At 63.0% G+C, this 25,699-nt stretch carries 26 protein-coding genes; 13 read left to right on the top strand and 13 right to left on the bottom strand.

All coding sequences use genetic code 11. The features are described from left to right. The first annotated feature begins 20 nt into the window (after nt 1–20). The 5 genes from EGJ09_RS10610 (at nt 21) to EGJ09_RS10590 (ending at nt 4,737) form a co-directional block, all read left to right on the top strand. The gene (locus EGJ09_RS10610) at nt 21–1,913 is read left to right on the top strand and encodes a phytase (protein WP_125923804.1); all 1,893 of its coding nucleotides are present in this window, start codon (nt 21–23) and stop codon (nt 1,911–1,913) included. A gap of 68 nt (nt 1,914–1,981) precedes the next feature. After that, entirely contained in the window at nt 1,982–2,692 is a 711-nt protein-coding gene (tolQ, locus tag EGJ09_RS10605) for a protein TolQ (RefSeq protein WP_125923803.1), read from the top strand. A gap of 13 nt (nt 2,693–2,705) precedes the next feature. Beyond that, nucleotides 2,706–3,149, top strand: coding sequence for a protein TolR (tolR, locus tag EGJ09_RS10600; RefSeq protein WP_125923802.1), 444 nt, complete (start codon nt 2,706–2,708; stop codon nt 3,147–3,149). A gap of 2 nt (nt 3,150–3,151) precedes the next feature. Continuing rightward, nucleotides 3,152–3,919 (top strand): energy transducer TonB, encoded by a 768-nt coding sequence (locus EGJ09_RS10595; RefSeq protein WP_125923801.1) that lies wholly within the window; start codon nt 3,152–3,154, stop codon nt 3,917–3,919. 308 nt (nt 3,920–4,227) lie between these two features. Then, complete coding sequence (locus EGJ09_RS10590; RefSeq protein ID WP_119687280.1) at nt 4,228–4,737, top strand: ProQ/FinO family protein; 510 nt, start codon at nt 4,228–4,230, stop codon at nt 4,735–4,737. Nucleotides 4,738–4,763: 26 nt separating this feature from the next. On the opposite strand, the gene EGJ09_RS10585 is transcribed toward EGJ09_RS10590, so the two are convergent. Continuing rightward, nucleotides 4,764–5,144: a pyrroline-5-carboxylate reductase dimerization domain-containing protein gene (locus EGJ09_RS10585; protein WP_218567553.1), complete on the bottom strand. Its 381-nt coding sequence runs from the start codon at nt 5,142–5,144 to the stop codon at nt 4,764–4,766. Between the two features lie 20 nt (nt 5,145–5,164). On the opposite strand from EGJ09_RS10585, the gene EGJ09_RS10580 reads away from it, so the two are divergent. Beyond that, nucleotides 5,165–5,362, top strand: a complete 198-nt coding sequence (locus tag EGJ09_RS10580; RefSeq protein WP_177433151.1) for a hypothetical protein — start codon at nt 5,165–5,167, stop codon at nt 5,360–5,362. 119 nt (nt 5,363–5,481) lie between these two features. Here EGJ09_RS10580 and EGJ09_RS10575 read toward each other — a convergent pair whose 3' ends face one another. The 4 genes from EGJ09_RS10575 to lpxO all read right to left on the bottom strand — a co-directional run bounded on the left by EGJ09_RS10575 (nt 5,482) and on the right by lpxO (nt 9,799). Then, the gene (locus EGJ09_RS10575; RefSeq protein WP_125923800.1) at nt 5,482–7,185 is read right to left on the bottom strand and encodes an amidase; all 1,704 of its coding nucleotides are present in this window, start codon (nt 7,183–7,185) and stop codon (nt 5,482–5,484) included. A 167-nt stretch (nt 7,186–7,352) separates the two neighbouring features. Further along, complete coding sequence (gene yghU / locus EGJ09_RS10570; RefSeq protein WP_119687269.1) at nt 7,353–8,192, bottom strand: glutathione-dependent disulfide-bond oxidoreductase; 840 nt, start codon at nt 8,190–8,192, stop codon at nt 7,353–7,355. A gap of 113 nt (nt 8,193–8,305) precedes the next feature. Beyond that, entirely contained in the window at nt 8,306–8,875 is a 570-nt protein-coding gene (locus EGJ09_RS10565; protein WP_125923799.1) for a GNAT family N-acetyltransferase, read from the bottom strand. A gap of 24 nt (nt 8,876–8,899) precedes the next feature. Next, complete coding sequence (gene lpxO / locus EGJ09_RS10560) at nt 8,900–9,799, bottom strand: lipid A hydroxylase LpxO (protein ID WP_046785785.1); 900 nt, start codon at nt 9,797–9,799, stop codon at nt 8,900–8,902. Between the two features lie 169 nt (nt 9,800–9,968). Here lpxO and thpR point away from each other — a divergent pair, with 169 nt between their 5' ends. Beyond that, entirely contained in the window at nt 9,969–10,514 is a 546-nt protein-coding gene (gene thpR / locus EGJ09_RS10555; protein WP_125923798.1) for an RNA 2',3'-cyclic phosphodiesterase, read from the top strand. 67 nt (nt 10,515–10,581) lie between these two features. Here the strand turns inward: thpR and EGJ09_RS10550 are convergent, their stop codons facing one another. Beyond that, a complete protein-coding gene (locus tag EGJ09_RS10550; protein ID WP_119687267.1) occupies nt 10,582–11,487 on the bottom strand; it encodes an AraC family transcriptional regulator in 906 nt (301 codons plus the stop codon). Nucleotides 11,488–11,668: 181 nt separating this feature from the next. On the opposite strand from EGJ09_RS10550, the gene calA reads away from it, so the two are divergent. After that, nucleotides 11,669–12,721, top strand: a complete 1,053-nt coding sequence (gene calA, locus EGJ09_RS10545; RefSeq protein ID WP_125923797.1) for a vanillin reductase — start codon at nt 11,669–11,671, stop codon at nt 12,719–12,721. 222 nt (nt 12,722–12,943) lie between these two features. Then, entirely contained in the window at nt 12,944–14,143 is a 1,200-nt protein-coding gene (locus EGJ09_RS10540) for a sugar transporter (protein ID WP_125923796.1), read from the top strand. A gap of 61 nt (nt 14,144–14,204) precedes the next feature. On the opposite strand, the gene EGJ09_RS10535 is transcribed toward EGJ09_RS10540, so the two are convergent. The 3 genes from EGJ09_RS10535 to EGJ09_RS10525 all read right to left on the bottom strand — a co-directional run bounded on the left by EGJ09_RS10535 (nt 14,205) and on the right by EGJ09_RS10525 (nt 16,643). Next, nucleotides 14,205–14,789, bottom strand: coding sequence for a LysE family translocator (locus EGJ09_RS10535; RefSeq protein ID WP_125923795.1), 585 nt, complete (start codon nt 14,787–14,789; stop codon nt 14,205–14,207). A 50-nt stretch (nt 14,790–14,839) separates the two neighbouring features. Beyond that, the gene (locus EGJ09_RS10530) at nt 14,840–15,670 is read right to left on the bottom strand and encodes an AraC family transcriptional regulator (protein ID WP_125923794.1); all 831 of its coding nucleotides are present in this window, start codon (nt 15,668–15,670) and stop codon (nt 14,840–14,842) included. Between the two features lie 82 nt (nt 15,671–15,752). Then, nucleotides 15,753–16,643: a LysR family transcriptional regulator gene (locus tag EGJ09_RS10525; protein ID WP_046785792.1), complete on the bottom strand. Its 891-nt coding sequence runs from the start codon at nt 16,641–16,643 to the stop codon at nt 15,753–15,755. Between the two features lie 103 nt (nt 16,644–16,746). Between EGJ09_RS10525 and nfsB the strand changes: the two genes are divergently transcribed. Next, nucleotides 16,747–17,400: an oxygen-insensitive NAD(P)H nitroreductase gene (gene nfsB, locus EGJ09_RS10520; RefSeq protein WP_125923793.1), complete on the top strand. Its 654-nt coding sequence runs from the start codon at nt 16,747–16,749 to the stop codon at nt 17,398–17,400. 77 nt (nt 17,401–17,477) lie between these two features. Here the strand turns inward: nfsB and EGJ09_RS10515 are convergent, their stop codons facing one another. Both EGJ09_RS10515 and EGJ09_RS10510 read right to left on the bottom strand, forming a co-directional pair. After that, nucleotides 17,478–18,632 (bottom strand): cysteine desulfurase family protein, encoded by a 1,155-nt coding sequence (locus tag EGJ09_RS10515; RefSeq protein WP_125923792.1) that lies wholly within the window; start codon nt 18,630–18,632, stop codon nt 17,478–17,480. A gap of 165 nt (nt 18,633–18,797) precedes the next feature. Beyond that, nucleotides 18,798–19,724 (bottom strand): LysR family transcriptional regulator, encoded by a 927-nt coding sequence (locus EGJ09_RS10510; protein WP_046785795.1) that lies wholly within the window; start codon nt 19,722–19,724, stop codon nt 18,798–18,800. Between the two features lie 139 nt (nt 19,725–19,863). Between EGJ09_RS10510 and EGJ09_RS10505 the strand changes: the two genes are divergently transcribed. The 3 genes from EGJ09_RS10505 (at nt 19,864) to EGJ09_RS10495 (ending at nt 23,033) form a co-directional block, all read left to right on the top strand. Next, nucleotides 19,864–21,093, top strand: coding sequence for an acyl-CoA dehydrogenase (locus tag EGJ09_RS10505; protein ID WP_125923791.1), 1,230 nt, complete (start codon nt 19,864–19,866; stop codon nt 21,091–21,093). A 148-nt stretch (nt 21,094–21,241) separates the two neighbouring features. Then, a complete protein-coding gene (locus EGJ09_RS10500; protein WP_125923790.1) occupies nt 21,242–22,645 on the top strand; it encodes a PAAR domain-containing protein in 1,404 nt (467 codons plus the stop codon). Further along, nucleotides 22,632–23,033: a hypothetical protein gene (locus EGJ09_RS10495; RefSeq protein WP_115274507.1), complete on the top strand. Its 402-nt coding sequence runs from the start codon at nt 22,632–22,634 to the stop codon at nt 23,031–23,033. Before EGJ09_RS10500 ends, EGJ09_RS10495 begins: the two co-directional genes overlap by 14 nt. A 47-nt stretch (nt 23,034–23,080) precedes the next feature. Here the strand turns inward: EGJ09_RS10495 and EGJ09_RS10490 are convergent, their stop codons facing one another. Beyond that, on the bottom strand, nt 23,081–24,145 hold the full coding sequence (locus EGJ09_RS10490; RefSeq protein WP_115274508.1) for a TerC family protein: 1,065 nt from the start codon (nt 24,143–24,145) through the stop codon (nt 23,081–23,083). A 172-nt stretch (nt 24,146–24,317) separates the two neighbouring features. Then, nucleotides 24,318–25,625, bottom strand: coding sequence for a substrate-binding domain-containing protein (locus EGJ09_RS10485; protein WP_125923789.1), 1,308 nt, complete (start codon nt 25,623–25,625; stop codon nt 24,318–24,320). Nucleotides 25,626–25,699: the final 74 nt, after the last annotated feature.

Genomic DNA, 25,699 nt, shown 5'->3' with positions numbered 1-25,699 from the left:
TTTAGGGATATCGCCTGCTCATGCGTATGTTCACCTTGTCCATGCTGGGGCTTTATGTCGCCCTGGCACACAGCGGCGCGAGCGCGGCGCCGAGCTTCACGCTCAGCCGCAGCGTCATCGACAGCGAGACCAGCCAGTGGTTGGCGCCAACCCCGACATTCAACCAGGCCGAACGCCTGCAATTGGCCGCCAAGTCGCTGCAACTGGTTGACAGCCAAGGCCGTGTGCTCGGTGAGTTGCCGGGCCGCTTCGAAACCCTCGACCACCGCGCCGATGGCACCGGCCTGCTGGTCGCCACACTCGACAAGAAGCGCCAGCAGGCGTTGCTGGCACGTTTCGAGGCTCCGGGCGGTTGGAGCGCGCCGCACTACCTGCCCAAGACCCGCTATGCCATCGAGGGCCTGTGCCTGTATCGCGACAGCGCCGCCAACGACTTCCTGTTTCTGATCGGCGAGGAAGGCATCGGTGAGCAGTGGCTGGTCGCTGAACAGGGCAAGCCGCTGGCCGAAGCACGCCAGGTACGCGCCATGAGCCTGCCGCCGCAGAGTGCGTTCTGCCAAGCTGAAGACGCCAGCCATAGCCTCTATGTGAACGAGGAAAACGTTGGTTTGTGGCGCTACGAAGCCGCCGCCGAAGCGCCCCTTGTTCGTGAACCGGTCGACTTGGTGGCGCCGTTCGGTGGCCTGGCCAAGGCCGCCGCCGGCATGGCCCTGGTGCCCGGGGGGCTGATGGTGGTGGACCCGGCCGCCAGCGCCTTGCACTTGTACCAGCGTAGCGTTGGGCAATGGCAGCGCGCTGGCACCGTGAGCCTGCGAGCGCTGAGGGAGCCGGAGCAGATAAACGCCCGGGTGACCGGCAAGGGCCTGGAACTGTTGCTGGCCGATGACCAAGGCACACACTTTGCGAGCCTGGGTTGGACGCCAACACCATCACCGGTTGCGGCTCCCCTAGCACAGCTCAAGGCCCAGGTGCAGACCGAAGGCGTGCCCAGCCTTGGCGATGCGGCGGACGACCCGGCGATCTGGGTCAATGTTCGCAAGCCCGAACTCAGTCGGGTACTGGGCACCGACAAGAAAGGCGGGCTGCTGGCCTACGACCTGCACGGCAAGCAGTTGCAGGATTTGCGTGTGGGCCGCCTGAACAATGTCGACGTGCGCACTGGTTTCCAGCTTGGCGAGCGTCAGGTCGATCTGGCCGTGGCCAGCAACCGCGACCGCAACAGCCTGCACCTGTTCGCCATCGACCCGGCCAGCGGCGAGTTGGCCGACATTGGCCAGGTGCCCACTGAGCTCAAGGAAATCTACGGCCTGTGCCTGTTCAAGGACGCCGACGCGGCCATACACGCCATCGCCAACGACAAGGATGGCCGCTTCGTGCAATACCGCCTCGACGGCAGCAGTGGCCAGGCTGCTGGGACCTTGGTGCGTAGTTTCAGCACCTCGACCCAATCGGAAGGTTGCGTGGCCGACGATCAGAACCAGCGCCTGTTCATCGGCGAGGAGGACGTCGCGGTCTGGACCTTGGACGCGCGTGCCGACGGCTCGACTCGTTTGGACAAAGTGATCGGCGTGGGCGACCTGGTAAAGGACGACATCGAAGGCCTGGGGCTATACCACGGCGAGGGTGGCGACTACCTGGTGATTTCCAGTCAGGGCAACGACCGCTATGTGGTGGTCGATGCCAAAGCGCCGTACCGGCTGCGCGGCAGCTTCCAGGTCGGCCTGGATGCTCAGCGCGGTATTGATGGTGCCTCGGAGACCGACGGCCTGGAAGTGACCTCGGCCAACCTCGGCGGCCCCTGGGCGAAGGGCCTGCTAGTGGTGCAGGACGGTCGCAAGCGCATGCCCGAAGGCAACCAGAACTACAAGTACGTGGCTTGGGCGGCGGTGGCTGAAGCATTGGGGCTGGAATAAGCGCCTCGTGTCATTTCGTCGCAACCTGATTGGCTTTGACTAAGACCCACATTGAAAGGACATCCTCCATGCAACCGTCAACTTCCCTTGAACACACCACCGTCTGGGGCCTGGTCAGCGAAGCCAGCCTGGTAGTCCAGGCCGTCATGCTGTGCCTGGCCCTGGCCTCGCTGCTCAGCTGGTACCTGATCATCCAGCGTGGCAGCCGTTTGCGTCGCAGTGAAGCGCACAGCAGGGCGTTTCTGAAGCAGTTCCGGGAAAGCGAAGCCGGCCAGTTGTACCAGGACGTCAGGACGCAACCCGCTCACGTCGATGCCGGGCTGCAGCAGCTTTTCATTGCTGGCTACCAGGCGTTCCAGCAACTGCAACCTGGCCAGCAGCCCGACAGTGTGCTCGAGGGCGTCGAACGCAGCCTGCTGGTCGCCATCGCCGAGCAGGAAGAGCGCCTGGAGCAGGGCTTGCCGTTTCTTGCAACGGTCGGCTCGGTCAGCCCCTACATCGGCCTTTTCGGCACTGTGTGGGGCATCATGAATTCGTTCCTGGGCTTGTCCATGGTCCAGCAGGCGACACTGTCCACGGTGGCCCCCGGGATCGCCGAGGCCCTGATTGCCACAGCCATCGGCCTGTTCGCGGCGATTCCGGCTGTGATGGCCTACAACCGTTACTCGGCACGCAGCCAGACCCTGATCAGTCGCTACTACGCCTTCGGCAACGAACTGCAAGGCCGCCTGCAACGGCGCCTGCAGGGCCAAGTCGGCAACCTGGCGGCTGCGGCCTGAGGAGGAACACGCGATGCTCGCCAGACCCGTCCGCAAGCATGGCCTGAAGGCCGAAATGAACGTGGTGCCGTACATCGACGTGATGTTGGTACTGCTGGTGATCTTCATGGTTACCGCACCGATGCTGGTGCAGGGTGTACAGATCGAGTTGCCGAAGGTGGCTGCCGAGGCACTGCCGGCGCCGAGTCAGCAGCGGATCGTCACCCTGTCGGTGAAGGCCGATGGCGGTTATTACTGGAACCTCGGCAGCGAGGTCGATACTCGCACCCAGACCGGTAGTGCCGTCGATACCGCGCAGATGCGCGAAAAGATCGCCGCCATCGTTGCCCAGGATCCGCAGACCCAGGTGTACCTGCGTGCCGACCGCAACACCGACTACGCCGCGGTCGTGGCCGGCATCGCCGAGCTGCAACGCGGCGGTGTCAGCCGTCTGGGACTGATCACCGAGGCGCCGTGAACATGAATATCCTGACTTTGGATTCCACCTGGCGCGGCCATGGAACCGCCTTCGCCGGGGCGCTGGCACTGCATGCAGGGCTGGTCTACCTGTTGTTCAACCTGTCGCATACGCCTGAACTGCCACCGGCCAAGGCTGCCGTTATCCAGACCCAGTTGGTGAGTTTGCCGGCGTCTGTGCCGGTGCCTGAACCCGAACCCAAGATGTCCGAGCTTGCACCGGCGCCGGAGCCGGTAGTCGAGAAGACCGTGGCGCCGACACCGAAGGCGCAGGCGCCAGTTGTGGATGAAGCCGCACTGGCGCTCAAACGCGTGCAGCAACACAAGCGCGAACAACAACAGCGCCAGGAGCAGGCCCGCAAGCAGCGCGAGGAGGCGCAACGCCGCGAGCAGCAACTGGCGCAACAGGAACAGGCGCGTCAGCAGCAGGCTCGTGAGGCCCAGGCCCAGGCCCAGGCGCATGCGGCGGCTGCCCAGGCCCGTGCTGCAGCTGATGCGGCCAGCCGACAGTACCTGCCGATCGCCAAGCAGGCGCCTGACTACCCGCAGCGGGCGTTGGACCGCAATATCGAAGGGGAATGCACGGTGGCCTACACCGTTACCCCGCAAGGCCGGGTCAGCAACCCGCACGTTGTTGGCCAGTGCCATCCGTTGTTCGTCAAGCCGTCGCTGGCGGCGGCGAAGCGCTTTCGTTACCAGCCCCGGCTGGTGAGTGGGCAGGCGGTGGCGGTGGCCAATGTAAAAAACACCTTCACTTACAAAATCCGATGAGCCCTTCAACGTTCGTACCGTTGAAGGGCTCACGGGGTACGAGGTCAGCTTGTGCTCTCACGCGGTATATCAACTGCCAAGCAGATACGCCATTGCCCAGCAAGATGCAGGGCGATGGCAAACAGGTGCCCAAGTGCAAATAGCCCATCAGGGCGTGCAGCAGACGGCCGCGAAAAGCTGCTTTGAGCCAGGCGCGGCCATGGTGCGCTCACCAAACCCGCGGCGACTCATCCTGTTCTAGCTGCTTTCAAGGCGTGCATGGCATATCCTTACGCCACGCAATCAACTTCGAAGCAGTGAATTGAACGATGGGTTTTGAACAACTAGCAGAGCTACGTGACCGTCTCCGGTCGGAAAAAGAGCAGGTAAAGGCTGAGGGTGGGAAACACCCCAAGCGCAAGCCTTCCCCGCAGGCGAAGCCTCGCGACCTTGATCCGGCAGTGCAAGCGATCTGGCCCTTGCAGAAGCATTTTCCCTTGGCCTTCCCCGTCAATCCGGCGCCCAAGGTGCCGCTCAAGGAGGGTATTTTCAAGGATGCCGAGCAGCACCTCGAACTGCTCGGCTTGACCCGCGAACAGCTCAAGCTGGGTATTTCTACCTGGTGCAAGGGAGCTCGATACTGGGCAGCCATGGTGGAGAATGCGCCGCGCCTGGACTTGAATGGGCAACCGTCTGGCATTGTGACCGCCGCTCAGGCGCTGCATGCCAAGCAACAAGCTTCGCGCCAACGTAGCCAGGGCCGACGCAAGCGTGTGAAGTCAGAAGCGAGTGCCCCGGCCTCTACCGCCGATAGCACAGCAGAGCAGATTACCGACTGAGACCGGTCGGGCTCTGCCCAGGGCTTTCAGGACTCGCGTGAGAGTGCTTGTGAACGGGAATGTGCGGCCTGCATGGCAGCGTCGACCAGCCGACGCAAGCCCTCATTCTGTTCAAACGAGGCGATCGCCGCCGCCGTGGCGCCATTGGGCGAGGTGACTGCGGTGCGCAACTCTACAAAGTCTGCGCCTGGCTGGGTTTGCAGCGTCGCGGCACCCAGCGCTGTCTGCGCTGCCAGGGGCCTTGCCAGTTCCGGGCTCAGGCCCAACGCTACACCTGCGGCGGCGAGGGCTTCGCTGAACAGGTGGTAGTAGGCAGGGCCGCTGCCGGACAACGCCGTCACGGTATCCAGCAGGCCCTCGTGCTCCATCCAACTGGCGCTGCCGACCGCTTCGAACAGCCGAGTCACCCGCTCGCGCAGGTTTTGACATGAACCAGTCCGTCGCTGCCGCCACGGATCAGCAACGTGCAGTGGTCGAGTCGATCGGTCGCGAAGTGGGCGAAATCGTCACGCTCAATCAGCATGTGCAGGCGGGCCAACAGCAGACGTTGGGAGTGTGTGAAAAACTGGATGGGCGTTCGGGGGAGTTGCGTCGATTGGTGGCGAGCTTCTGTATCGAGAAATAGTCCAGAGGCTTGTGTGGTCGTAGGCGGGCTGACCCGCGGTTTGCGGTGCTGCGCAAATCGAGCGCCTGTGCGGCGCTCGATCTCAAGGGTGCGCAAGAAATTGGCCTGTCAGGCGACCATCACCCCAGCGCCGGTGTCCGTGGCGGGATCATGCGGCGTGAGCCGGTCGCTTCGAAGGCTGCCGCAAAACTCAACAGCGCATTGTCACTGTAGGCACGCCCGGCGAAGGTCAGCCCCACCGGCATGCCGATGTCAGCCATCACGCCCATCGGCACGGTGACGGTCGGTACGCCCAGGTGGCGGATGGCGAGGTTGCCGTTGGCTACCCAGATGCCGTTGCTCCATGCGATGTCCGCCGAGGCCGGGTTCACATCGGCATCGGCCGGGCCAACGTCGGCCACGGTCGGGAACAGCACCGCATGGAGGCCTTGGGCGTCCATCCAGTCTTCCAGGTCCAGCTTGCGGGTCTTTTCCAGCCCGCGCAGGCCGTCGGGCAGGGTTTCGATCTGGTCCCAGCGCTTCAGGCCGCGTTTGGCCATGTTGACGTACTCGTCCATGCCGGCAGCCAGATCGTCCTCACGGTTGGGCAGGGTGCCTGGGTCGTGGGGGAAGATCTGCGGGCCGTCGACATCGGCCAGGCGGTTGAGCTTGGGGTCGTTGTTGGCACGCAGGAAGTCGTCGAAGCCCCAGCCGGACAGTTCCCACAGCTCGTCATGCAGGAACGCCTTGCTGACGATACCGCGGTTGTAAACGGTCGGTGCGCCGGGCCGATCGCCTTCGCAGTTGGAGACCAGTGGGAAGTCCACTTCAACCACTTCAGCGCCCGCTGCTTCCAAGGCCTGGCGTGCCTGTTGCCACAGGTCGATGACCGTGGCACGGGTGTTGATGCGCTGGCCGGTCGGGCCACCGATGCCAGGTTTCTCGGACGTACCGGCCTCGGGGTCGGCGTTGATGTACATGCGCGGTACGCCGAAACGCTTGCCCTTGAGCGCGCTGGCGTCAACCGCCAGGTCCAGGTAGGACGCCGGGCGTACCGAAGAGGCGGCCGGGATTGGCACCCAAGGTTGCAGGCGCCAGAGGTCGCCACGCTTGTCGGCATCGTCGGCAACCACCACATCCAGCACTTCCAGCAGGTCGGCCATGGTGCGGGCGTAGGGCACTACCACGTCCATGGTCGGTGTCAGCGGCCAGTTGCCGCGTACCGAAATGACCCCGCGCGAAGGGGTGTAGGCGCACAGGCCGTTGTTAGAGGCCGGGCCACGGCCACTGGACCAGGTTTCCTCGGCCAGGCCGAAGGCGCTGAAGCTGGCAGCGGTGGCGGTGCCGGCACCGTTGGATGAGCCGGAGGCGAACGGTGCGGTCAGGTAGTCGGCGTTGTACGGGCTTTCGGCACGGCCGTAGACGCCGCGCTGCATGCCACCGTTGGCCATGGGCGGCATGTTGGTCTTGCCCAGGCAGATGGCGCCGCCGGCGCGCAGGCGCTCGACGGTGAACGCGTCGCGCTGGGCCACCAGGTCTTTGAACGCCGGGCTGCCGGATGCAGCGGTCAGGCCCTTGACCAGGTAGCTGTCCTTGGCGGTGTAAGGGATGCCATCGAGCGGGCCGAGCAGTTCGCCACGGGCGCGGCGCGCGTCGGAAGCCTCGGCCTCCTTGAGCGCCTCTGGATTGCGGACTACCACCGCGTTCAGCGCGGTGGGGGTATCGGCTCCATCGTAGGCGTCGATGCGCGCCAGGTAGGCCTTGACCAGCTCGACCGCCGTCGTGCGGCCCTTTTCGAGCGCGTCGCGCAGCTCGGCAATGGAAACCTCGGTTACCTCGATCATGCTTTCACCAAAATTTGTGCAGGTGGGGGCTTTTGCGAGGAGTGTACAAGAAGGGCTGGGCGGAAGCAGGTTTGCGCGGGGGCAAATGGATTTTTGCAGCGGGGCATTGTCGGGCCCTGCGGCTGCCGGCTTGCTGGGCAAAGGGCCGCTTGGCGGCCCATACGCGCTTAATCCAGATCTGCCGCCCAATGGCGCTCGGGCACCTGGCTGGCTTCATCTCCCCAGGTGCGGTTGACCCGGGTGCCCCGCTGCACGGCCGGCCGCTGCGCGATCGCCTCGGCCCAGCGTTGCACCTGCGGGTATTCATGCACGGCAAGGAACTCTGCTGCGCCATACAGGTTGCCGCGTACCAGTTGGCCATACCACGGCCACACGGCGATATCGGCGATGCTGTACTCATCGCCACCCAGGTAGCGGCTTTGCGCAAGGCGCCGCTCAAGCACGTCCAGCTGGCGCTTGGCTTCCATGGTGAACCGGTTGATGGCGTATTCGAACTTTTCCGGGGCATACACGTAGAAGTGGCCAAAGCCCCCACCCAGATAAGGCGCCGAACCCATCTGCCAGAACAGCCAGTTCAGGGTTTCGGTACGCGCGGCCGCACCGGTGGGCAGGAAGGCTGCGAATTTCTCGGCCAGGTACAGCAGGATCGAACCCGATTCGAATACCCGAACCGGTGGCTCGACGCTGCGATCGAGCAGGGCGGGGATCTTCGAGTTGGGGTTGACCTCAACGAACCCGCTGGAGAATTGGTCGCCTTCGCCGATGCGGATCAACCAGGCGTCGTACTCGGCGCCGCTGTGGCCCAGGGCCAGCAGTTCTTCAAGAAGGATGGTGACTTTCACGCCGTTGGGGGTTGCCAGCGAGTACAGCTGCAACGGGTGCTTGCCAACAGGCAGCGCCTTGTCGTGGGTAGGGCCGGCGATCGGGCGGTTGATACTGGCGAACTGGCCGCCAGAGGCTGACTCATTGCGCCAGACCTTGGGCGGAACATAGGGGGACTTGCTCATGCAGGGGCTCCTTGAGTGGCGCAGACGGTCACATACAGGCGTTGACCCGCATCTATGCCACGGGTTCGCAGAAAAGTGCAAATCCGGTGGCGCGGGCCAGGGTATCAACGCGTTTAGCGGCCACGCCGCCGCGACACGCGCGCCTCGATGTTCTTGCGGCCAATCAGCAGCGGCGGTTTTTCCACTACCGGCTCGTCGGCCAGCCATTTGTACATCACCAGGCAGTCCACCAGGCCCAGGCGGGCGTGGCGGTAAGCCTTGGGCAAGCGGCCGACGGTCTCGAAGCCCAGTTTGTGCCATAGCGCCACGGCCACTTCATTGCTGGCCACCACCGAGTTGAACTGCAGCGCCAGGAAGCCTTCCTGGCGCGCCAGTTTCTGTGAGTGTTCGCACATCAGCCTGGCCACGCCGCGACCACGGGCGGCTTCGGCGACCATGTAGCCGCAATTGCCGACATGGGCACCGGGGCCGGCGGCATTGGCCTTGAGATAGTATGCCCCCAGCAACTCACCGTCCTGCTCGGCCACCAGCGTGTGCAAAGGCAGCTCCAGCCATAGCTGGCGTGCCTGTTCGAGGCTCAGGGCAGGGTCGTAGGCGTAGGTTTCGCGGGCCTGGACAACGGCCTGGAAGGTGGGCCAGAAACGCTCGAAGTCCTCGGGCGTCATGGGGCGGATGTGGATCATGGCGGCAAAAGGCTCCCGGCCTGCTCAGATATAGATGAACGCCAGCACCAACGCCGCCACCACCAGCCACTTCTCCAGGTAGTAGCGCATGCGGTTGCGTTTTTTCAGTGCCTTGCCCCGTTCGCGGATCTTGTAGATCCGGGTGAACAGGCGGTTGATGCCGCCAGTCTTGTCATTGGCATTGTTCGGCGCTGCCGCGGCAGCCATCACATTGCGGCTGAACCAGCGGTTGAACGCAGTCGCCCAGCGGTATTTCAGCGGGCGCTCGATGTCGCAGAACAGAATGATCCGGTTGTGCTCGGTGGTGTTGGCGGCGTAGTGGATGTAGGTCTCGTCGAACACCACGGCTTCGCCGTCACGCCAGGAATACTTCTCGCCATCCACATCGATGTAGCAGCCATCGTCGTTCGGCGTATCCAGGCCCAGGTGGTAGCGGTAGGAGCCGGCATAAGGGTCGCGGTGGCGCACCAGCTTGGCGCCCGGCGGCAGGGTCGCGAACATGGCTGCCTTGACCGTGCCGATGCCCTGCAGCAATTCGGTGGTGCGCGGGCACAGGTTCATCGCAGACGGGTGGCTTTCGCCGTACCATTTCAGGTAGAAGCGCTTCCAGCCGGTCTTGAAGAAGGAGTTGAAGCCAACGTCGTCGTAATTATCGGACTTCTTGATCTCGCCCACATGCAGCAACTGCTGGGCCTCCTGGCGGATTTCCTGCCAGTGGTCCTTGAGCGGCTGCAGCTCGGGGAACGCTTCTACCGGCAGATAGGGTTTGGCCGGGTGCCTGGAGAACAGGTAAAGGAAGCTGTTGACCGGGGCCAGGAAACTGGAGTGGTCACCCAATTGGCGGGTGAGCTTGTGGCGTACCCGACCGCGCAGATGAACATAGGCGATCGAGAGGGCAAAGATCAGTACGAGTGCAATTTTCATGGACGATTACTTGTCGAAAAATGGCCATGCGCCATGGCATAAGCCCGCCAGCATAAACAATCATGGGGGGAGTTTGTACAGATAGTTTGTACCGAGGTTGGCGAGATTTGCGGCCGACCAAGGTGTAATGGCCGCAGTTTGCGCAAACGTTTAAGGTAAAGGAGCACGCATGGTTCAGGACCCGCGCCGCAGTGGCGCCCCCTTCAAACGGCTGTTTTTCGCCCTGCCGGTAACCGACGCCCAGCAGCGTGCGATAGCCCAGTGGCGGCGTGGCCTCCAGCTGCGTAGCGGCAAACCTGTGCCCAGTGCGAACTTCCACCTGACCCTGATGTTTCTAGGCGATGTGGATGCAGCGCAGGTACCGGCGATTTGCGCTGCGGTGGACAACCTGGCGCGCCCTGATGCCCCCCTGCGCTTGCTGCTCGATCAGCTCAAGGTCTGGCCGCGGGCAAACGTCCTGGTGCTCGAGCCGCAACAGCCCCCGGCTGCGCTGCGCCATCTGGCCTATGGGCTGCAGCAGGCACTGCTGCCCATGGGCTTTGCCGAGCAGGCCCGTGAGTATCGGCCACACCTGACCCTGTCACGGGACTTTCGCGGCCAGGCGCCCGAGGCCAGCGTGGCGCCCGACTTCTTCATCGCCGCCCGGTACTTCGCGCTCTACGAGTCGCGCAAAGGCCAGTACCTGCCGCTGGCGCAGTGGCCGTTGACAGCGTGACGGGGCTTCAGCGCGTATCGATGTCTTGGTCGACGGCCTTGGCTGGGCCCGCTTGTCGCCCGTACAGTCAGGCAGGCAAACTCTGATAGGCCTGCTCATCTCCCGGGCTACGGGCAAACTGGCGTTTGTACTCGCGGCTGAACTGTGAGGTGCTCTGGTAACCCACCCGGTGCGCCGCCTGCGCCACGCCAAGGCCTTCGCCGATCAGCATCTGTTGCGCCTTGAGCAGCCGTAGGCGCTTGAGGTACTGCATCGGCGCCATGTCGGTGCAGCGCTTGAAGTGCTCGTGGAAGGTCGACACGCTCATGTTCGCCCGCGCTGCCAACGCCTCGACACTCAGCGGCTCGGTGTAGTGTTCACGCAGGTGAGCAAGGGCGGCGCCGATGCGCGCGAAGTGCCCCTGCTGCTCGACCAGCGCCCGCAACACCCCGGCCTGCGGCCCACGCAGTGCGGTGTACAGAACCTCGCGCACCCGCGCCGGCCCGAGCACCTTGGCGTCTATCGGGTCCTGCAGGCAGCGTAACAGCCGCTCGACGCATTCGCGCATGGGCACATCCAGCGCTGCCGAGGTCATCGACTGCGGTGTCTGCGCCTGCACTGCGGGGTCAGGCGCCAACGCCATGCTCTGTACCAGTTCACCCAGCACGCCACGGTCGATGTCCACAGCCACGCCCAGCAACGGCGCTTCGGCGGTGGCGAAGGTTTCGCACATGAACGGCACCGACAGCGCCTGCACCAGGTAATGCCCGGCGCCGTACTCCAGGGTGCGCGGGCCAAGGCGCGCCAGCTTGCTGCCCTGGGCCAGGATCATCAGGCTGGGCTCGTAGATCTGCGGGCTGCTGGCCACGTAATGGTCCCAGCTCAAAACCTGGACCTGTGGCAGATGAGTGGGCACGAAGCCCGGGCGTGTGGCCAGGCTGCGGATCAGGGCGCACAGCGTGGCGTTGGCGTCGACGTGGCGGGTCAGTTGCATGATGGACCATGGGCAGAGAATCAGACACTTGCATCATCTCAGATTTGAGGCTTGGCGCCAGGTGGCTCTGGCCAGGTTCGGAGAATCAGGCATTCACCTCGGAGGATCTGCTGTGGCCGGGGAGGGCGAGGATGCGGAAAATGTATCGACTGAATCGTTTCATTTGCATCTGAGGTCTTGTATGTACACTGCTATCGGTTACGCCGCCCAAACCCCGACCAGCCCTTTGGCACCCATGACCTTCGAGCGTCGCAGCCCGCGCCCGGACGATGTCGCCATCGAGATCCTCTACTGTGGCGTTTGCCACTCCGACATCCATCAGGCCCGCAATGAGTGGGGCATTGCCGTGTACCCGCTGATGCCCGGGCACGAGATCGTCGGCCGCGTCACGGCGGTGGGCGAGAAGGTATCGGCGCACAAGGTCGGTGACCTGGTCGGCGTCGGCTGCATGGTCGATTCCTGCCGCCACTGCGAGGCCTGTGCCAAGGACCTGGAGCAATACTGCCTGGAAGGCCCGACCATGACCTACGCCACCCCGGACCGGGTCGATGGCAGCAATACCATGGGCGGTTACTCCAGCAGCATCGTGGTCAGCGAGCACTTTGTGGTGCGCATCCCGGCCGGGATGGACCTGCCCAGCGCGGCGCCGATTCTCTGCGCCGGTATCACCACCTACTCGCCGCTCAAGCACCATGGCGTCGGCCCTGGCCACAAGGTCGGCATCCTTGGCATGGGCGGCCTGGGGCACATGGGTATCAAGCTGGCCAAGGCTTTGGGCGCTGAAGTGACCCTGTTCACTCGCTCGCAGGCCAAGGCCGAGGAAGCCCGTCGCCAGGGCGCCGACCATGTGATCGTGTCCACCGATGCCGAGCAGATGCGCGCCGCTGCCGGCCGCTTCGACTTCCTGCTCGACACCATTCCGGTGCAGCACGACCTGAACCCGTACCTGGAGACCCTGAAGTTCGATGGCGTGCATATCCTGGTGGGCCTGATCGAGCCGATTGACCCGGCGCTTCACGCAGCCAACCTGGTGATGAAACGCCGCGTGCTGGCAGGCTCGCTGATTGGCGGTATCGCCCAGACCCAGGAAGTGCTGGATTTCTGTGCCGAGCACGATATCCGTTGCGATATCGAGATGCTGGATATCCGCAATATCAACCAGGCTTACGAGCGCATGATCGCCGGTGATGTGAAGTACCGTTTCGTCATCGACATGGCGACGCTGCAGGGCTGACCCATCCCAGCCAAGCAGTGCCCCCCCAGACCAGATGGGCGATCTGGTCTGGGGGCTGCGCCCATTTCCCTGCGCACGTCTGCGCGTCTGGTTGTGAGGCGCGCTGTTGACGCGTACCATGCCGGCATTCCCTCCAATAACAAACCCGTGCCTCAGCGCGGCCGATACTTGGCCCCTGACGCGCGTCCTTTCGCCTTGCCTGCGGAGAATAGAATTCGCCCCATGAACGGACCTGTCCCCACCAACCTTGCGCCAACCACCGGTGGCGGCAGCTGGCTGAGTGTGATCGCCCTGGCCCTTGCGGCTTTCATCTTCAACACCACTGAGTTCGTCCCGGTGGCGCTGCTCAGCGACATCGGCCGCAGTTTCGACATGAGCACCGCTCAGGTCGGCCTGATGCTGACCATCTATGCCTGGGTGGTGGCCTTGGCCTCGCTGCCGATGATGCTGCTCACGCGCAACATCGAGCGTCGGCGCCTGCTGTTGTTCGTGTTTTTGGTGTTCGTGGTCAGCCACCTGCTGTCGTGGCTGTCGCAAAGTTTTGCCATGCTGCTGCTGAGCCGCATCGGCATCGCCCTGGCGCATGCCGTGTTCTGGTCCATCACCGCCTCGCTGGCGGTGCGTGTGGCGCCGCCAGGCCAGCAGGCGAAAGCGTTGGGCTTGCTGGCTACCGGTACGACCCTGGCAATGGTCCTGGGCATCCCGCTGGGGCGCGTGGTGGGCGAGGCGCTGGGCTGGCGGGTCACCTTCCTCAGCATTGCCGGGGTGGCGCTGGCCACCATGCTTTGCCTGATGAAATCGCTGCCGCTGCTGCCTAGCCAGAACTCCGGTTCGCTGCGCAGCTTGCCGATCCTGTTCAAACGCCCTGCACTGGTGATCACGTATGTGTTGGTGACCCTGGTGATCACTGCGCAATTCACGGCGTACAGCTACATTGAGCCGTTTGCCCTGCAGGTGGCACAGATCAGTGGTGAGCGCATCACGTTGTTGCTGCTGCTGTTCGGCGGTGCAGGGGTGTTTGGCTCGGTGCTGTTCAGCCGCTACAGCGACCACTTTCCGCATGGCCTGCTGGTAGGCTCGATCGGCTTGCTGGCGGCTTGCCTGCTGCTGCTGTTGCCGCTGGCGAGCAACTTCTATCTGTTTGCCGGGCTGAGCATGTTCTGGGGAGTCGCGATCCTGAGCTTCAGCCTGTCGCTGCAGTCCAAGACCCTGAAGCTGGCGTCCGATGCCACGGACGTGGCGATGGCGCTGTTCTCGGGCATCTATAACATCGGCATTGGCGGTGGGGCGTTGCTGGGCAGTATCGTCAGCAGCCAGATGGGGGTGGCCTCTATCGGATGGGCCGGCGGCAGTGTGGCGGTGGTCGGCTTGCTGCTGGCAATGGCCAGTACCCGGCGCTTTCGCGAGGCCCTGAGTCATTGATTGACGTTACCGGCCCTATCGTCGGCTGCAGCCGACAGGGCCGGTACAGCCCACCTTCAACTCAGCCAAGCAGTGCGGCCCAGGCTGACACCAGCAACATGCCCGCCAACCCCCGGTTGAACCATAGCAACCGCCTCGGCGCCTGCAGCCAGCGCGTACTGCCTACCCCCAACAGTGCCCAAGTTGTCATGCACGGCAGGGCGATCAATAAAAACACCAGTGCCAATTGCCACACCGGCAGCGACGGCGCGGCAAACACCCCGATCACCGCCACTGCCATCATCCACACTTTCGGGTTCACCACTTGCAGCGACGCTGCACTGAGGGCGTCGAAAGGCTTGGCTGCGCTGACATCCAGGGGCTGCCCCGCGCTGCGCAAAATGCGCCATGCCAGCCAGCTCAACCACAGCACTCCGGTCCAGCTCATCACCTGCTGGGCCAGCGGGTGACGCACCAGCAAGTCACCAAGGCCCAGGCCGACCAGCAACACGACCGCTGCCGCCGCGCCGCAACCCGCCAGGATCGGCGCCACGCTTGCGCGCAGGCCCTGCCGTGCGCCATGGGCAAGGATCAGCAGGTTGGTAGGCCCGGGGCTGATACTGGCGACTAGGGCGAAGAGCATGAACGGCAACAACGAATGCGACATGGTGAACGGCTCCTGTTGAATAGGGCACCATGCTCGGCGATTGCTGCGTGTCAGTCTGGAAGGTTTGAGCAGCGGCGCCGGTAGTCCGCTGGGGTGAGCCGGTAGGCACGGCGGAACCAGCGCCCCAGGTGGCTCTGGTCAGCAAAGCCGAGCGCCATGGCCACTTCGGTCGGTGTCTGGCCTTGGGCAAGCAAACGCCGGGCACGGGCCAGGCGCAGCTGGATCAGATAGGCGTGCGGCGCCAGGCCGAAGGCGGCCTTGAACGCACGGGTCAGGCGGAAGCGGTCCACGCCGCAGGCCAGTGCCAGGTCGTCCAGGCCGATGTCCTGGTCGAGGTGGGCATGCAGGAAGTCGCGCGCCCGCTGTGCCGCCAGTGGCAGGCGCGGGTCGGGGTTCAAGCGCTTGCGCCAGTGCAGGTGGCCGGTGAGGCAACTGAGCAGGTCATCGGTGGCGGTTTGCCGCACGATGCGCATTTCGCCACCATGCACCGCCTGAAAGGCGAGGGTAGTTGCGCGGGCAAGCTGGCGATCATCGCACAGCGTATCGGCGAAGCTTGGCAGGCTGTCACTGGGCGCCTGCTCGAACAGCACGCGCAGCTCGGCCTCAAGCCATTTTGGCTCCAGGTACAGGGTCGAATAGGTAAAGCCTTCCGCCGTTGGCGCATCGCCGTCGTGAATGTCGCCTGGCTCGAGCAAGAACACCTGCCCGGGCGTGCTGTGATGGCGTGTACGGCGGCAATGGAACTGCTGCACACCCTGCTCGGTGACCCCGACCAGAAAGCTCTCATGCCAGTGCGGGTCGTAGGCGTGGCCAACGAAATGCGCACGCACCGACTCGATGCCGGTGTCGGCGTCTTGCTTGAGGTCGATCCAGTCGGGCATGGCGGCGAGGCTGCAGAGGGTAGGGCAGTTCACCTTAACGCAGAACCCCACCTGCGTTTAGAACAATTGTGCACCGCAGGCTTCAGTGCGGCTGCTGTGCTGCGAAACGCTCCCGCAGCCACAGGTGCAACTGCGATACCGCAGGCGACAGCTGCTTGCGGTGTGGGCACACCAAGGTTACCGGGCTCAGTTCGCCCGGGTGCTCCGGCAGCAGCACTTCCAGTTCGCCAGTCGCCACATTGGCGCTGACATCCAGCCACGACTTGTAGGCAATGCCCTCGCCGAGCACGGCCCAGCGCCGCACCACATCGGCATCGTCGCTGAACAGCGGGCCGCTCACCTGCACGGTACGGTTGCCCAGCCGCCACTTGTCGTAGGTTCGCCCCTGTTGCAGGTAAAGCAGGCACGCGTGCTGCTGCAAGTCATCCAGCGTCTGCGGCCGCCCATGACGCGCCAGGTAGGCCGGCGAGGCCACCAGCACGCGGCGATTCCACGGTGCCAGGGGCAGGGCGATGTAGTTGGCTTCTTCGTTCAGGCCATAACGTATGGCCACGTCCACCGGGTCGCGGAACAGGTCGGCAACGTGGTCGGACAGGTGCAGCCGCAGGGTCAGCTCAGGATGCTCACGGCGAAAATCACTCAACCACGGCAGCAGGATGTTGCGGCCAAGGTCCGAGGGCGCCGACACCTGCAGCACCCCACGCAGGGTGCTGTGCGCGCCGTGCAGGTTATCGCGGCCCTGGCGCAGGCTCTGCAGCACGCTGAGCGCGGTGGGCAGGTACAGCTCACCCTCGGCCGTCAGGCGCAGGCTGCGGGTGGTACGTGCGAACAGGCGCACGTCGAGGTCGCGCTCCAGGCGTTTGATGGCGGCTGCGACCTGCCCGGGCAGCAGGTCTGCCTCGTGGGCAGCGGCGGTGAAACTTCCCAGTACGCTGCTGCGCACGAACAGTTCGAGGTCGGCGATGCGGAGCATTTTCACTCCATGGGTGAAAGTGTTGCTGCATTTTGCCGCTTTTTCTGGTTTGCAGGAAAGATAATATGCGCCACACGTCCCGTTCCGCTTAAGGAGTTGCAACATGGATACCGTTTCTCTGGCCAAGCGCCGCTACACCACCAAGGCGTACGATGCTGCCCGCAAGATCCCTCAGGCCACCATCGACGCCTTGCTCGAGCAGCTGCGCCACAGCCCATCCTCGGTCAATTCGCAGCCATGGCACTTCATCGTGGCCGACAGCGCCGAGGGCAAGGCACGTCTGGCCAAGAGCACGCTGGACGGTTTTGCCTACAACACGTCGAAGATCCTTGATGCTTCCCATGTGATCGTGTTCTGCACCCGCACCGACATGACCGAAGCACACCTGGACGCCGTGCTCGACCAGGAAGCGGCTGACGGACGTTTTCGCGATGATCAGGCCCGTGCCGGCCAGAACCAGAGCCGTCGCCATTATGTGAACCTGCACCGCTACGATCAGAAAGACCTGCAGCACTGGATGGAGAAGCAGACCTACCTGGCCCTGGGCACTGCGTTGCTCGGCGCTGCCGCCCATGGCCTGGACGCGACGCCGATCGAAGGTTTCGACAGCAAGATCATGGATGCCGAACTGGGCCTGCGTGAGCAGGGCTACACCAGTGTGGTGGTGCTGAGCCTGGGTTATCGCAGCGAGTCGGACTTCAATGCCGGGCTGAACAAATCGCGCTTGCCGGTTGCGAAGGTATTTACCTTCCTTTAAGGCAAGCGTCATTAGTACCGGTCTCTTCGCGGCCCTGCCCGCAAAGAGGCCGGTTCAGCAGGCGGTAAAGCCCGGGTTCACCACAAGGCCGGTGAAGCGCCCGCAACTGTGCGTTCAAACACCGCGATCGCCTTTTCCACCTCGGCTTCGCTGGTAAACCGCCCGATGCTCATGCGCACGCTTTTGCGCGCCTGCGCCTCATCCAGCCCCAACGCCAGCAGCACATGCGACGGCGCGTGGCTCGCCGAATTGCACGCCGAGGTGGTCGACAGCGCCAGCTCACTGGCCAGCGCCATGCTGTTGAAGCCCGGGGCCTCGATACACAGGTTCAAGGTATGCGCAATGCGCTGGTCGGCGCAGCCGTTTAGACTGACCCTTGGCACTGCCAGCAGCCCCTCGCGCAGCCGCCTGGCAAGCCGCTCGATGCGCTGGTGCTCGCTGTCGCCAGGCTGGCCGGCCAGGGCGAAGGCGCTGCCCATGCCAACGATCTGATGGGTAGGCAGGGTGCCTGAGCGCAGCCCACGCTCATGGCCACCACCGTGAATCTGCGCACGCATCAAGGCACGTGCGCGAGCCCCGACATACAGCGCACCGATGCCTTTTGGCCCATAGACCTTGTGGGCAGAAAACGACATCAAGTCTACCGCCATCGCCCGCAAATCGATGGCCAGCTTGCCCACTGCCTGGGCCGCATCTACGTGCAGCAGGGCGCCATGGGCGCGCACGCGCTCGCCAATGGCAGCGAAATCGGTGACGGTGCCCAGCTCGTTGTTGACCGCCATCAGTGACACCAGGCGGGTATCGTCGCGCAGGGCCGCTTGTACGTCATAGGGCTGAATCAGGCCGGCAGCATCCGGTGCCAGGCGGGTGACTGCCCACCCTTGGCGCTCCAGTTCGCTGACGGTATCGAGCACGGCCTTGTGCTCGAGCTGACTGGTAATCAGGTGGCCTGGCTGGCCCATGCCCTGGGCGATGCCTTTGAGTGCAAGGTTGTTGGACTCGGTGGCGCCCGATGTCCAGACCAGATCCTCAGAGCTCGCCCCGACACAGTCGGCCACTTGTTGGCGAGCTTGCTCGACGGCTTCGCGGGCGCTCTGGCCATAGGCGTGACCGGAGGAGGCGGGGTTGCCGAAGTTCACCTGGCGGCCGAGGCAGGTGAGCATGGTTTCGATGACGCGCTCGTCTACCGGTGTGGTGGCGGCGTAGTCGAAATAGAGTGGGGAGCTGGGCATGGCGGTGGGTCCGTCGCTGTCGCCGCGGGTTCGGCGATCCTGACAGCAAGCGTACCCTCGGCGCTGCGAAAATTTTTGCCCTTGATTTCATGATTTAACAGGTTTTGTAGAAAAATATTCTCCAAAGGCGGTTGATCGTAGGCCATTTAGAAGGTGCAGGAGGGGTCACACGGGTTCCGGCGCCCGTTCTTCTTCCGCCACCACCCGTTGGCACAACTCGATGATCTGCTCGCGCATCCAGCGGTTGGCCGGGTCCTGGTCGGTGCTTTCATGCCAGTACAGGTGCGTTTCAAGCGCAGGCACTTCCACCGGCAAGGGCTGGTAGCGCAATTGGTGGCGACGGGCAAACCGTTCTGGCACGGTCATCGCCATGTCGGTCTGTTGCAGCACCTGTGAAGCCATCAGGTAATGTTGCGAGCGCAGGGCGACCTTGCGTTGCACGCCCATTTTGCCTAGCGCCAGGTCGACATAACCCAGGCCGTTTCGACGGCTGGAAATATGGATATGGGTCATGCCCAGGTAGCTCTCGACGGTGAGTTTGGCGTCGGCCAGCGGGTGGCCCTGGCGCAGGGCGCAGACGTATCGGTCCTGCATCAGCTTGACATGGCGCACCTGCGGATCTGTGTTCAAGGGTGCGTCGACGGCGAAGTCCAGGCGCCCTGCAGCCAGCTCCTTGGTAGTTTCGCGGCGCTTGCACAGGAAGCTCTCGATCAGCACCGCAGGCGCCAGCCGCCGCAGGCGCTGGAACAGCGGGGGCAGGATCACCGCTTCGGTAAGGTCGGTCATGCTGATGCGGAAGGTCTTGTTGGCCTGCTGCGGGTTGAAGATGCGGCTTTCCTGCACCGAGGTGCGCAGCAGCGCCAACGCGTTGCGCACCGGGCCGATGATGTTCTGCGCCATGGGGGTGGGCACCATGCCCTGGGCGGTGCGCACGAACAAAGGGTCGTTGAAGGTTTCGCGCAGGCGCGAGAGAGCGTTTGACACCGCTGGTTGGGTAATACCGACGATCTGCCCGGCGCGGGTCAGGTTGGCTTCGGTGTAGATCGCATCGAAGACGATGAACAGGTTCAGGTCGACCTTGCTGAGGTTCATGGGCGCCGCTCTTTGTTGGAATTATCGGCCGATCATATATCGGTTATGAATGTTTATACACGCAGAAAATAGACTAGGTGGATTGAGTTGCACTGCTCTAGGCTCTGCCCATGTACTTCGAACCGTGAAGGTAGCCCCGATGGATTTCGCCTATTCACCCAAGGTCCAGGCTCTGCGCGAGCGCGTCACTGCGTTCATGGATGCCCATGTCTATCCCGCCGAACCGGTGTTCGAGCGCCAGGTCGCCGAGGGTGACCGCTGGCAGCCCACCGCAATCATGGAAGAACTCAAGGCCAAGGCCCGCGCCGAGGGTCTGTGGAACCTGTTCCTGCCCGAGTCGCAGTACGGTGCCGGCCTAAGCAACCTGGAATACGCGCCCCTGGCCGAGATCATGGGCCGCTCGCTGCTGGGGCCGGAGCCCTTCAACTGCTCGGCGCCGGACACCGGCAACATGGAGGTGCTGGTGCGCTATGGCAGCGAGGCGCAGAAGCGCCAGTGGCTGGAGCCTCTGCTGCGGGGCGAGATTCGCTCGGCTTTTGCCATGACCGAACCGGACGTGGCCTCCTCGGACGCCACCAACATGGCCGCCACTGCCGTGCGTGACGGTGATGAGTGGGTGATCAACGGCCGCAAGTGGTGGACCTCCGGGGCCTGCGACCCGCGCTGCAAGGTGATGATCTTCATGGGCCTGTCCAATCCTGATGGCCCGCGCCACCAGCAGCACTCGATGGTGCTGGTGCCGACCGACGCAGCGGGGGTGAGGATCGTTCGGCCGTTGCCCGTCTTCGGCTACGACGACGCACCCCATGGCCACGCCGAGGTGTTGTTCGAGAACGTGCGTGTGCCCTACGAAAACGTGATCCTTGGTGAGGGGCGCGGCTTCGAGATCGCTCAGGGGCGCCTGGGCCCAGGCCGTATTCACCACTGCATGCGTTCGGTGGGCATGGCCGAACGGGCGCTGGAGCTGATGTGCAGGCGCTCCGTCGAGCGCACCGCCTTCGGCCGGCCGCTGGCACGGCTGGGCGGCAATGTCGACAAGATCGCTGACTCACGCATGGAAATCGACATGGCGCGGCTGCTGACCCTCAAGGCGGCGTACATGATGGACACGGTCGGCAACAAGGTGGCGCGCAGTGAGATCGCCCAGATCAAGGTGGTGGCGCCGAATGTCGCATTGAAGGTGATCGACCGTGCGATTCAGCTCCATGGTGGGGCAGGGGTGAGTGGGGATTTCCCGCTGGCGTACATGTACGCGATGCAGCGTACCTTGCGCCTGGCTGACGGGCCGGATGAGGTGCACCGGGCGGCGATTGGCAAGTATGAGATCGGCAAGTATGTGCCGGTGGAAATGTTGCGTAGCGGGCGGTGAGGGCGCGCTCGACGAACTTTTTCTGGGTGTCTTTGTAAGTAAGGTAAGCGGCAGATGTAGGAAGCGTCTCGTTTTCAGTTTCAGGCACTGGAAGCCCTGTTGCAGGTGTTAGGTTTCGAAACCTCACCAATGCACAGGGAACTTGCCAATGCGTTTCAACCTGGATGGGAAAGGCCAGGCGGTAGATGGGGACACCACTACCACTGGCGCTGTTTGTATCGCTACCGGGGCCAGGTCTTTGACTGATGGGCGCATGGTCCTCAGGGTGGGAGACAGCACAACACCCTGCCCCCTCTGCGGCGAGGCAGGGACCGTCGCCGAAGGTGTGTGGCATTTCATTTCCGACGGTCGTGCCGTGGCCATGGATGGCGCACGGGTCAATTGCGGCTGCCCGCCCGGTAGCAATCGGGTCGTTGCACCGCTGGGCGAGGCACCCTCAGCCAGGCAGGCATATGCCGCCAATCGCGGGCTGACCACCGCAGTATCGCCTGCTGCTTACCCGCAGAGCTTTTCGCAAAGTTTTGCAACTGCAATGCCCGGTTCACTGGAGCCGGGTTTCTTTATCGTCCCCCGAAGCATGTCGTTCTCCCAGGTGTTGCTCAAACTGTTCGAGCATGACGCTACGTTGCCGATTTCCCGTCTGCAGCGGCTGAACCCCACGTTCGACCAAGGTTTCAAGGCCGGAGAAATCTTCGTCATCGCAGACCCGGACAATGGTGATGCCTGTACCCGCGAGGAAGCCAAATTGATGGCGGCCGCTCAACAGGTGCGGCACGCGTTAGCGGCACTTGATTTTGCGGAGTCGGATTTCATGGTGCAGCACCAGGCTGAGATTGCCGGGTTGCTCAGTAGCGCGAGCCAGTCGATGGGGGTGGGCAAGGACATGCTGGACCAGGGATTGAAACAGGTAAGGAATACCCTGACCCAGATAGAGCAATTGCACCAACGCGAATTTTTGCGACATGGGCATTTGAACAGTCGAGAGTTTTTTGCGTCGCGGCGTCAGTTGTTGCAGCAGTTGGACAGTCAACTGAAGGTGGCGTTTCTAAATAAACAGCTGAATCTTGGCAGTTACGAGCGGCTGAAGAAAAGCCTGAATATTTCGACGAAGAGTCTTGTTCATCATTGGTCGAAGGCGGGTGGGGCCGGGCAGATACCGGGGTATGCAACGCATCTGGACAAGGTGGCGAAGCTATCCAAGTATCTCAAGCAAGGTGGCAATGTAGCCATTGGGCTCGGTGCGGCATCGTCGTACCTCAACGTGAGGGAGGTCTGCCAAGCCGGGAGCACTGAGGCGTGCAGGAAGGCCCGCTTCGTAGAGTCTGGAAAGTTTGGCGGCGGGGTAGGGGGTGGAATGGCGGCTTCGGCACTGGCGACATGGGCTGCCGGAGCAGTATGTGCTGGATTTGCCGTTGGGACCGGCGGATTAGCGGTGCCACTGTGCGGTGTTTTAGTAGTCGGAGGAAGCGGTTTTGCTGGCGGAAAGTTAGGTGAGTGGGCCGGTGAGGGTATTGGCGAATACATTTTTGAGTCTTCAGATGATGAGTTTTGATGCTTGGCCCGTAGCCGTAAAACTAACATTCTTGATTATGCCGTTTGTGATTTCTCTGGCCGGAATTGCGATGAATGCATATATCACTTTGACGCGCGACTATGATGTTGTTTGCTCTTCCATTACAAGCAATTCATATGTTGAGGCCTTAAAGGTTACTTGGGGTACTTCCAGTTTCAAGTGGCGTTTTTTATTGGTGTGTACGATCGGCAATCTGATCAACTTCCCAGGTTTTGTATTGCGTCGCGGGCAGGTGGATGCTGAGGAGCTAAAAGCATTCCCCGCCGCGCTAAAACGCCGGCTGGCCATATCTGCATGGCTGACCATCATTGGTTTCGGTTGGTTAACAGTTGCAGCGTTAGTGATGAAGTTTTCCAAAATGAATTGATCCGGCTGTCCTGAGTTTATCGAGGAAACTCAGGGGAAAGGGGAAGGTCAGACCCGCAATTGCGGGTCTTCTTCCTTCTTGGCGCTCTTGGTCTGTGCGGATGGGGGCTGTTCCCCTTGCGCTTCACCCATGACCGCTTTCTCCCCACGCGTCTTGATCAGCGACACCACCACCCCACCGAGCAACAACCCGAACGTCACGCCCAGCGACAGCAGTGCTGGCACCTTGCCCACCATGCCGTGGTAGAAGATCTTGCAGCCGATGAAAATCAGCACCAGCGCCAACGCGTACTTGAGGTAAACGAAGCGGTGCATCAATGCCGACAAGGCAAAGTACAGTGAACGCAAGCCAAGAATGGCAAAGATGTTCGAGGTGTAGACGATGAACGGATCCTGCGTGATGGCGAAGATTGCAGGCACGCTGTCGACGGCAAACACCAGGTCGGCCAGCTCGATCAGCACCAGCGCCAGGAACAGCGGTGTGGCATAGCGCAATGCCTTGCTCTCGCCTGGCGGGGTGAGGCGCACGAAGAAGTGTGAACCGTGAATCTGGTCAGTCACGCGCATGTGCCGCCTGACAAACTTGAGCACCGGGTTGTTGGCCAGGTCGGGGTGGCTGTCTTCTTTCGAAAACGCCATTTTTACCCCGGTAAACAGCAGGAATGCCCCGAAGATGTACAGCACCCATTCAAAGTTTTGCACCAGTGTTGCGCCCACGCCGATCATGATCGCACGCAGGAACACCACCCCCAGGATGCCCCAGAACAGCACCCGATGCTGGTAACGACGGGGGATGGCGAAGAAACCGAAAATCATCGCCATGACGAACACGTTGTCCATCGACAAGGACTGTTCGACTAAAAAACCTGTGTAGAACTCAAGCGCCGACTGCGCGCCCAGTTGGTACCAGACCCACGCGCCGAACAGCACGCCCACGCTGAAATAGCCCGAGTACAGCAGCAGGCTTTCGCGCATTTCGATTTCACGTTCTTTGCGGTGCAGCACGCCCAGGTCGAGTACCAGCAGGCCGATGACGATGGCCATGAACACCAGCCACAACCAGGTGCTGGTACCGAGGAATGGTGTTGTGAGAAATGTGTGTAGAGCTGTCATGAGCCCCTCCTTGATTGTCGACGTTGCATGGCAACAGTGATCCGACATGGCGGCGCGGTAGCCGTCAGAGGGGCCCGGTATCACATGGGTTTGAGCCTAGACCCATTTCCCCGTGATGCCGAATGGCGCGCTGTTACAAATTTTTGCCTGAGCCTGTGCGCGGCTGCCTGCCTCAGTACACCCAAACCTCCACCCGGCGGTTACGCAAGCGTCCCTGTTCCAGCTCGTTACCCGCAACCGGCAACTCGTCGCCCATGCCGGTCACCTCCAGCACTTCGACGCCATCGCGCGCCAGCTCACGGCGTACCGCCTGTGCTCGCAGGCGCGAGAGCAGGGCGGCACGGCCCGGTGTTGCCTTGGTGTCGCCAAAGCCGACCAGCACCGCCTTGCTGTGCAGCTTGCCGGCCTGGCGCAGGTAGTCGGCGACGCGCTGTATGTCGCGCAGCGCTTTGTTGTCGAGGCTGGCACTGCCTTCCTGGAAGCGGAAGTTGACGCTCAGGCGCTGGGCCTTCTGCGCCAAGTTGCGGTAGCGCGGCGGCATGTCGACCTGCGCCGGTACGGCCAGGGACTTGACCTGCTGTGAGACGAAACCTTGCTCGGCGACGATGGCCTGGCCGGCAGGGCTTTGGGCGAATTCTGCCAAGGCCCTGGCCTGGGGTTTGGCGTTGGCGGGCAAATAGAAGTACAGCCGGCGTGACAGGGGGTAATCCTCGCTCGCCACCAGCGGGCGGTCCGGCAGCATGGCTGGCGCATCGCCTTCGGCGATCGCCAGCACCTTGGCTCCGTGCACCGCTGCCAGGCTGCTGAACCCGATGGCCTGGCGATCTGTACGTACCCGATCGGCCAACTCATCACTGGATTCGAAACGCTGCGCCTGCTGGGCCAGTTCACTGCGGTGCGGTTCCAGCACCAGTGCCTTGAAGGTCTCGAAGGTACCGGAGCGGTCGTCGCGTGCATAGAGGTGTATCGGGCCGCCTGCCAAGCCCAGTTGCTCCCAATACTGGATCCGCCCCGAGAAGATGTGTGCCAGTTGTTCGGTGGTGAGCTGTGGCAGGGGATTATCGGGGTGGACGAACACTGCAACACCATCCAGACCGATCACTTGCTCGGCACCGGCTGCACGCAAATCACCCAGCGCCTTGAGTTGGCGCACCTCGGCATCGTTGATGGGACGAGACGCTGCGGCCAGGTCGGCCTCGCCACGGCCAAGCGCGATAAAGCCGGTGCTCGAGCCGTGCGCCGCGATGTCGATGCGCAGAAGCTGGCCCTGGGCATCAACGGCGGTTATCACGGTCTCATTTGCCACAGCGCCTGGCCGTTGCTCGATCGCCGTTGCCTGCTGTGCCCACAAATGCCCCTGCACCAGCGCAGGCAGCAGGGCCGCGCCGATGGTGTTGGAACCTTGCACGCGCAGGTGCACAGGCGCGGCCACGGCCGTCAGGGGGAGCAGGGGAAGCAGCAAGAGCAACAGACGGAGCATGCCGGGCGACCTTTGGCACAGAGTTGCCCGGCAGATTACGACAGTGGCGTGACCGAAATGTGACCATGGGCGTG

The sequence above is a fragment of the Pseudomonas sp. p106 genome, from assembly GCF_003936645.1.
Taxonomy (GTDB): domain Bacteria; phylum Pseudomonadota; class Gammaproteobacteria; order Pseudomonadales; family Pseudomonadaceae; genus Aquipseudomonas; species Aquipseudomonas putida_E.
Note: the sequence above shows the minus strand (reverse complement) of the source record. Positions and strands in the feature narration are given on the sequence as shown.

Coding starts and splice junctions, on each gene's coding strand:
- EGJ09_RS10610 (WP_125923804.1), top strand. CDS start 21: ATGCGTATGTTCACCTTGTCCATGCTGGGGCTTTATGTCGCCCTGGCA.
- tolQ (WP_125923803.1), top strand. CDS start 1,982: ATGCAACCGTCAACTTCCCTTGAACACACCACCGTCTGGGGCCTGGTC.
- tolR (WP_125923802.1), top strand. CDS start 2,706: ATGCTCGCCAGACCCGTCCGCAAGCATGGCCTGAAGGCCGAAATGAAC.
- EGJ09_RS10595 (WP_125923801.1), top strand. CDS start 3,152: ATGAATATCCTGACTTTGGATTCCACCTGGCGCGGCCATGGAACCGCC.
- EGJ09_RS10590 (WP_119687280.1), top strand. CDS start 4,228: ATGGGTTTTGAACAACTAGCAGAGCTACGTGACCGTCTCCGGTCGGAA.
- EGJ09_RS10580 (WP_177433151.1), top strand. CDS start 5,165: ATGAACCAGTCCGTCGCTGCCGCCACGGATCAGCAACGTGCAGTGGTC.
- EGJ09_RS10575 (WP_125923800.1), bottom strand. CDS start 7,185: ATGATCGAGGTAACCGAGGTTTCCATTGCCGAGCTGCGCGACGCGCTC.
- yghU (WP_119687269.1), bottom strand. CDS start 8,192: ATGAGCAAGTCCCCCTATGTTCCGCCCAAGGTCTGGCGCAATGAGTCA.
- EGJ09_RS10565 (WP_125923799.1), bottom strand. CDS start 8,875: ATGATCCACATCCGCCCCATGACGCCCGAGGACTTCGAGCGTTTCTGG.
- lpxO (WP_046785785.1), bottom strand. CDS start 9,799: ATGAAAATTGCACTCGTACTGATCTTTGCCCTCTCGATCGCCTATGTT.
- thpR (WP_125923798.1), top strand. CDS start 9,969: ATGGTTCAGGACCCGCGCCGCAGTGGCGCCCCCTTCAAACGGCTGTTT.
- EGJ09_RS10550 (WP_119687267.1), bottom strand. CDS start 11,487: ATGCAACTGACCCGCCACGTCGACGCCAACGCCACGCTGTGCGCCCTG.
- calA (WP_125923797.1), top strand. CDS start 11,669: ATGTACACTGCTATCGGTTACGCCGCCCAAACCCCGACCAGCCCTTTG.
- EGJ09_RS10540 (WP_125923796.1), top strand. CDS start 12,944: ATGAACGGACCTGTCCCCACCAACCTTGCGCCAACCACCGGTGGCGGC.
- EGJ09_RS10535 (WP_125923795.1), bottom strand. CDS start 14,789: ATGTCGCATTCGTTGTTGCCGTTCATGCTCTTCGCCCTAGTCGCCAGT.
- EGJ09_RS10530 (WP_125923794.1), bottom strand. CDS start 15,670: ATGCCCGACTGGATCGACCTCAAGCAAGACGCCGACACCGGCATCGAG.
- EGJ09_RS10525 (WP_046785792.1), bottom strand. CDS start 16,643: ATGCTCCGCATCGCCGACCTCGAACTGTTCGTGCGCAGCAGCGTACTG.
- nfsB (WP_125923793.1), top strand. CDS start 16,747: ATGGATACCGTTTCTCTGGCCAAGCGCCGCTACACCACCAAGGCGTAC.
- EGJ09_RS10515 (WP_125923792.1), bottom strand. CDS start 18,632: ATGCCCAGCTCCCCACTCTATTTCGACTACGCCGCCACCACACCGGTA.
- EGJ09_RS10510 (WP_046785795.1), bottom strand. CDS start 19,724: ATGAACCTCAGCAAGGTCGACCTGAACCTGTTCATCGTCTTCGATGCG.
- EGJ09_RS10505 (WP_125923791.1), top strand. CDS start 19,864: ATGGATTTCGCCTATTCACCCAAGGTCCAGGCTCTGCGCGAGCGCGTC.
- EGJ09_RS10500 (WP_125923790.1), top strand. CDS start 21,242: ATGCGTTTCAACCTGGATGGGAAAGGCCAGGCGGTAGATGGGGACACC.
- EGJ09_RS10495 (WP_115274507.1), top strand. CDS start 22,632: ATGATGAGTTTTGATGCTTGGCCCGTAGCCGTAAAACTAACATTCTTG.
- EGJ09_RS10490 (WP_115274508.1), bottom strand. CDS start 24,145: ATGACAGCTCTACACACATTTCTCACAACACCATTCCTCGGTACCAGC.
- EGJ09_RS10485 (WP_125923789.1), bottom strand. CDS start 25,625: ATGCTCCGTCTGTTGCTCTTGCTGCTTCCCCTGCTCCCCCTGACGGCC.